Annotated in this window: 4 protein-coding genes and 1 pseudogene; 2 read left to right on the plus strand and 3 right to left on the minus strand. The window is 70.2% G+C overall.

Annotated features, from left to right (window positions below; translation table 11 throughout):
* From BDIM_RS12130 to BDIM_RS12140, 3 genes are all read right to left on the minus strand, one after another.
* A partial coding sequence (locus tag BDIM_RS12130) for a 4-(cytidine 5'-diphospho)-2-C-methyl-D-erythritol kinase (RefSeq protein ID WP_050796796.1) occupies window positions 1–619 on the minus strand: 619 nt, incomplete at its 3' end.
* 7 nt (window positions 620–626) lie between these two features.
* Window positions 627–2504, minus strand: a complete 1878-nt coding sequence (locus BDIM_RS12135) for a tetratricopeptide repeat protein (protein WP_040346053.1) — start codon at window positions 2502–2504, stop codon at window positions 627–629.
* 82 nt (window positions 2505–2586) lie between these two features.
* Window positions 2587–4242: an electron transfer flavoprotein-ubiquinone oxidoreductase gene (locus tag BDIM_RS12140; RefSeq protein WP_244911900.1), complete on the minus strand. Its 1656-nt coding sequence runs from the start codon at window positions 4240–4242 to the stop codon at window positions 2587–2589.
* Window positions 4243–4433: 191 nt separating this feature from the next.
* Between BDIM_RS12140 and BDIM_RS12145 the strand changes: the two genes are divergently transcribed.
* A complete protein-coding gene (locus BDIM_RS12145; RefSeq protein ID WP_040346058.1) occupies window positions 4434–5243 on the plus strand; it encodes a uracil-DNA glycosylase in 810 nt (269 codons plus the stop codon).
* 95 nt (window positions 5244–5338) lie between these two features.
* A pseudogene (locus BDIM_RS18060) lies at window positions 5339–6355 on the plus strand (lytic transglycosylase domain-containing protein); the annotation flags it as partial.

Below are 6355 nucleotides of genomic sequence, written 5' to 3' on the forward strand. Positions count from 1 at the left end.
AGTCAGCGGGCGATTGCGGCCGATCCGCGTCCCCGGCGGGCGCGGCGTCATAGGCGCGATAGACCGCCCCCGTCGGCGACGGCAAGCCGGGGTTGAGCAGCACCCCATGCAGGATCGGCAGGCGCGGCTCGTCTTCGAGCGTTTCGCCGACGCCCGAAGCCCAGGCCGGGCGCGCGCGCAGGCACATGGGGCCGTCCGCCCCGGCGGCCAGGGCCAGACGCTCCAGCGCGCTGTCCGTCAGATCGAGGTCCAGCAGGCGCGCCGTCAGCCGCAGCGCCGCNTCTCCGTCAGCCGAGCCGCCGCCCAGCCCGGCGGCGATCGGCAGGCGCTTGTCCAGGGTCACGGCCACGGGCGGTTCGCCGATCCCGACCGCCGCGCCTAGGGCGCGCAGGGCCTTGAGGATCAGGTTGTCGCCCTCCTCGTCCAGACCCGCCGCGAACGGCCCCTCGACCGTCAGCGACAGGGCCTCGGCGCGGCGCACCGTCACCCGGTCGCCGACATCAGCGAAGACGGCCAGGCTGACCAGGGGATGATAGCCGTCGGCCTGCACCGGCCCGACGTGCAGCAGCAGGTTGATCTTGGCCGGCGCCAGGCCGCTCAGAGCGTCGGAAACGGACATGGCGGCGTCAGTCGGCCGCGCCGCCCGCAGACCCAAGCCCCTTGTCCCCGGTCGGATCCTGGCCCAGGCGGTCGCGCAGCTTGGCCTCGACCTCGCCGCGGCGCTTGTCGTCGACCTCCAGCGTCAGGACGCGGTTCCACTGGAAGCCCGCCTCGCGCTGACGGCCCACGGCCCAGTAGGCGTCGCCCAGGTGGTCGTTGATCTCGGCGTTGGCGGGCTCCTTGTCGACGGCGCCCTCCAGATTGACCACCGCCGCCTCATACTGCCCTTGGCGGTACTGGGCCCAGCCGAGGGAGTCCTGAATGTTGCCGTCCTTGGGCTCGGCGGCGTGGGCGCGGGCGATCATGGCGGCGCCCTCCTGCACCCGCGTCCCGGTGTCGACCCACAGATAGCCGAGATAGTTCAGCAGGGTCGGATTGTCGGGCTGCATCTGCAGGGCGGCCCACAGCTCGGCCTCGGCCTCGGTGTCCCGGTCGAGGGATTCATAGGCCGCGCCGCGCAGGAAATGGACCTCGAAACCCTGATCCGCCGTATTCAGCAGCGGGCCGTTCAGCAGCTCCAGCGCCGCTTCGTGCCGTTCCATCTGCATCAACTGGCCGGCCAGCATATAGGCCACCCCCGCCTCGTCGGGGCGGGCGGCGGCGGCGCGGCGCAGTTCGACCAGGGCCTCTTCATCCCGCCCCGCCTTGCCCAGGCTGATGGCCGTCTGGATGCGGGCGGCGGCGTAGAGGGCGGGCGAGGCCTCGCTGACCTCCGCCAGGGCCGCCCGGCCCGCCGGTTCGATCCCGCCCTGGATCAGGGTCTGGCCGATCAGAAGCTGGGTGTTGTCGTTGGGGTCCAGGTTCTGGGCCAGGCGCAGGTAGACGACGCCGAACTCATGGGCGCGCTGGGCGATCATCTGGTCCGCAGCAGTGCGCAGCGCCTGGGCGGCGCCCTGGCGGAAGCTGGGCAAGGCGGGCGGGCGGCCCTTGGCCAGCACCCGCTCGCGCCCCTGGATCACGCGCCGGTCAGCCGTTCCGGCGGTGATGGCGGCGTCATACTGGACCAGGGCGTCGTCGCGCCGACCGCGCCGCTCCAGGAACTCGCCGTACGGTTGGCGGAACAAGGCGCCGGTGATGGCGTGGCTGGTCAGGTCGCGCCATTCGGCGTCGGCCTCGTCATAGCGGCGGCGCTGCTCCAGCAGGCGGGCGCGGTTGGCGCGCGCCACCATGGCGCTGACCGGATCGAAATCGGCGGGCGGCAGGGCCAGGGCGCGATCCCAGTCCTTGGCGGCGGCGGCGATCCAGCCCTGGACGTAGAAGCCCGCCCGGTCATGCGGTTCGCCGACCGGGGCGTCCTTCAGCAGGGCGTCGGCGCGCCGGGCGTCGCCGCCGGCATAGGCCTGCACCGCCTGAACCAGGCGCCCGGCCTGGACGATGACCGGCGACACCTCGGGGTCAGTCGGGGCGATCCGCCCCGCCTCGTCCAGATCGCCGGCCAGAAGGGCGGCGGTGAAGGCCTGTTCGCGCACGCGCGGCTGTTCCGGCGTCAGGGCGTAGACGCGGCTGAGATAATCGGCCCCGACCGCGCTCTCGCCGCTGGTCAGGGCGTTGCGGCCCGCCAGATAGAGGCCGAAGGCGCTGTTCTTATGGGCGTCGAGCGGGATCGGCGCCCAGACGGCGGGAATGGGCGCGACCTCGGGTTCTTCGGGCGTTTCCGGCGCATCCGCGATGATGATGTGCGGGACGGGATCGCCGTTCGGCTCAGCGTCCTGCCCTGCCGGAGCTTCGGCCGGCGTTTCCGGCGCAGGCTCGGGCGCCTGCTGCGCCAGGGACGGCGCGGCCAGCGACAGCGCAAGGGCGGAAGCCGCCAGGAACAGGACAGGACGAGAAGAGACGAAACGCATGGCCGGACCCTTCACGCTTTCCCTTTCGCCCGCAAGAGTCTGAAAGCGCAAATCCCTCTCCCGCCGGGAGAGGGTTGTCGGCTTACATATTCGGATAGTTCGGGCCGCCGCCGCCTTCGGGCGTCGTCCAGACGATGTTCTGCGACGGATCCTTGATGTCGCAGGTTTTGCAGTGGACGCAGTTCTGGGCGTTGATGACGAAGCGCGGATCGGCGCGGTTCGCCTCGTCCGCATAGACGACTTCGTACACCCCGGCCGGGCAATACAGCCGCGCGGGCTCGCCGTACTTGGGCAGGTTGACGTCGATCGGCACGGACGGGTCCAGCAGCTTCAGATGCGCGGGCTGGTCCTCGGCGTGGTTGGTGTTGGAGATGAAGACGCTCGACAGCTTGTCGAACGACAGCTTCCCGTCCGGCTTGGGATAGGCGATCGGCTTGTGCTGCGAGGCGGGCTCGGTCGAGGCCGCGTCGGTCTTGCCGTGGCGCAGGGTGCCGAAGAAGGAGAAGCCGCCCGTCAAGTGGTTGACCCACAGGTCGAACATGCCGACCGCCCCGCCCATCATGGTGCCCAGCTTGGACAGCAGGGGCTTGGCGTTGCGGACGACCTTCAGCTCCTTATAGACCCACGAGCGCAGGTATGCCGCCTGATAGGCGCTCAGCACGTCGCCCTCGCGGCCCTCCATGACGGCGTCATAGGCGGCGTCGGCGGCCAGCATGCCGGTCTTCATGGCGTTGTGGCTGCCCTTGATGCGCGGCACGTTCACGAAGCCCGCCGAACAGCCGATCAGGGCGCCGCCGGGGAAGGCCAGCTTGGGCACCGACTGGAAGCCGCCCTCGGTGATGGCGCGGGCGCCGTAGGAGACGCGCGTGCCGCCCTCCAGATGCTCGGCGATGGCCGGGTGGTGCTTGAACTGCTGGAACTCGTCGAACGGCGACAGGAAGGGGTTCTTGTAGTTCAGGTGGACGACGAAGCCGACGGACACATAGCGATCGCCGAAGTGGTACAGGAACGAGCCGCCGCCCGTCTTGTCGTCCAGCGGCCAGCCGGTCGTGTGCTGGACCAGGCCGGGCTGGTGCTTCTCGGCCGGGATCTGCCACAGCTCCTTCAGGCCGATGCCGAACTTCTGCGGATCGGCGGCGTCACACAGGTTGTGGCGGGCCATGATGGTCTTGGCCAGCGAGCCGCGCACGCCCTCGGCGATGAAGACGTATTTGCCGTGCAGCTCCAGACCCGGCTGGAACTCGCCGGTCGGCTTGCCCTCGCGGTCGATGCCGAAGACGCCGGCGACGACGCCCTTCACCCGGCCGGTCTCTTCTTCCCAGACCACATGGCTGGCGGCCATGCCGGGATAGACCTCGACGCCCAAGCCTTCCGCCTGTTCGGCCAGCCAGCGCGCGACATTGCCCAGCGAGGCGATGTAGCAGCCGTCATTGTGCATGAAGGGCGGCATGGCGAACATCGGCAGGGAGGCCTGTCCCTGCGGCCCCAGCACCAGGAACTTGTCCTTGGTCACCGGCGTCTCCAGCGGCGCGCCGCGTTCCTTCCAGTCGGGGAAGAGCTCGTTCAGCGCCTTCGGGTCGATGACGGCGCCCGACAGGACGTGGCCGCCGATCTCGGCCGACTTCTCCAGCACGGCGACGGAAATCTCTTTTCCGTCCTTCTCGGCCCGCTGCTTCAGGCGGATGGCGGCGGACAGGCCGGCGGGGCCGCCGCCGACGATGACGACGTCATATTCCATGACCTCGCGCTCGACGCCCGCCAGGGCCTCCAGCGGCGGCAGGTTGTCGATGACGGCTTCCTGCCATGCGTTCTTGGCGCCGCCTTCGATCATTTCCTCGGCCATGTCCCCTGAATCCTCGTTGTCGTCGTGGTTATCCGCCTTATCGGGAGGTGACGCGGGGGCGGTCAAGGCCTATTGCCTATAGTCAGATGAACGCCCCTTCCCTCGACATGGCTGCCGCAGAGGCCCTGTTCGCCTTCTGGCGCGACGCAGGCGTGGACGCCTGTTTCGAGGCGGAGCCGGTCGACCGCACCGTCTTCGTCGCCCCCGTCGCGGCCAAGGGTCCGGCCACGATCACCCCCTTGCGCGCCCCCGGCGCCCCGCCGTCTGTCGATGAGGCGGCCGTCGAGGCGCGTCGCCTGGCCGCCTGCGCGACCACCCTGGACGAACTGGCCGAGGCCGTCGCCGCCTTCGAGGGCTGCCCCTTGCGCGCCATGGGCGCCCGGCAATCCGTCTTCGCGCGCGGCAATCCGCAAGGGTCGCTGATGATCGTCGGCGAAGGCCCCGGCGCTGAGGAAGACGTGCGCGGCCAGCCCTTCGTCGGCCAGGCGGGTCAGCTGCTGGACCGCATCCTGACGGCGGCGGGCCTGCTGGACGACGCCTTCATCACCAACACCGTCTTCTGGAAGACGCCCGGCAACCGCACCCCGACGCCGCAGGAACAGGCCGTCTGCGCCCCCTTCCTTGAGCGCGCCGCGGCCCTGCTGAAGCCCAAGGCGGTGCTGCTGGTCGGCGCGGCGGCGGCCAAGGCCGTGCTGAAGACCGACGACGGCATCATGCGAACGCGCGGCCAGTGGCGCGAATGGCGATTGTCCGAAGACGGAATCGCCGCCCCCGTCATGGCCACCCTCCACCCCGCCTTCCTGCTGCGACAGCCGCAGGCCAAGGGTTTGGTTTGGAAGGACATTCTAGATTTGTCCGCTCGCCTGCGCGGCGAAGTGGTTGAGCCGGGCGCCTGATTCAGGCATCCTGAACTCTTGGAGACCAGTCCGCAGAGCGTCGCAGAATCCCGAATCGAGACGGGACCGACGCCGACGAAGGGGGCCGCCGCGTCATGTATTCTTTCCGCCGGACGCGTCGTGCGTCTCTGTTCGCCTTCGCGCTTTGCGCCCTTGCTGCGACCGCAGCCCAGGCTGAAGATGTCGATACCTCCCGCCCCTATGCCGCCGCTGGCGCAGATTCCGGTGCAGATTCCGGCGCAGACGCCTCGCCGTCGCCCACGGCGCTGAGCAGCGAGGACCGGCTCAGCTACACCACCGCCTTCGACGCCCTGCGGCGCGGCGACCTGGAGCTGGCGCGCAACTCGGCGCGTCAGGCCAAGGACCGCGTCCTGCTGGGTCAGGTCGAGTTCGAGCGCCTGTTCCACCCCAGCCATGTCGCCACCTATGACGAACTCGCGGCCTGGCTCGAGACCTATTCCGACCTGCCGATGGCCGAGCGGGTCTATACCCTGGCGATGCGGCGCCTGCCCGACGGCGCGGCCGAACCCAAGCGCCCCGGCGGCCTGCTGACCCGCACCTGGGCCAGCCTGACCAATCCCGGCGACGGCGGCGTCAACGATCCAGCCAAGGCCGCGCGCGTGGCGCTGAACAACGACGACCTGTCCGGCGCCTACACGATGGGCCAGCAGATCGGCGACTGGTGGACCGCGGGCCTGGCCGCCTGGCGCATGGAGCAGCACGCCGACGCCTTCCAGGCCTTTGAGCACGTCGCCCAGGATCCGACCGAGGATCCGTGGGTCCGCTCGGGCGGCGCCTTCTGGGCGGCGCGGGCGGCGGGCCAGTCGGGCCGACAGGACCGCGTAAACGAATATCTGCGCCAGGCCGCGCGCTGGCCGGCCACCTTCTACGGCCAGATCGCCCTGCGTCAGCTGGGCGAGGAGCCGGTGATCGAGAACCAGGGGCCGCGCCCCTATGAGGCGACGCTGCAACGCGCCTCATTCACGCCCGAGCCGATCGGCGTGGATACGCGCGCGCTCAACGCCTTCATCCGCTCGGACGAGGACGCCCGCCGCACCGTCGCCCTGTACGAGGTCGGCCGCCGCAACGATGCTGAACTGGCCGCCCGCAAC

Source organism: Brevundimonas diminuta ATCC 11568, assembly GCF_000204035.1.
Taxonomy (GTDB): Bacteria; Pseudomonadota; Alphaproteobacteria; order Caulobacterales; family Caulobacteraceae; genus Brevundimonas; species Brevundimonas diminuta.

Coding starts and splice junctions, on each gene's coding strand:
- BDIM_RS12145 (WP_040346058.1), top strand. CDS start 4,434: ATGAACGCCCCTTCCCTCGACATGGCTGCCGCAGAGGCCCTGTTCGCC.
- BDIM_RS12140 (WP_244911900.1), bottom strand. CDS start 4,242: ATGGAATATGACGTCGTCATCGTCGGCGGCGGCCCCGCCGGCCTGTCC.
- BDIM_RS12135 (WP_040346053.1), bottom strand. CDS start 2,504: ATGCGTTTCGTCTCTTCTCGTCCTGTCCTGTTCCTGGCGGCTTCCGCC.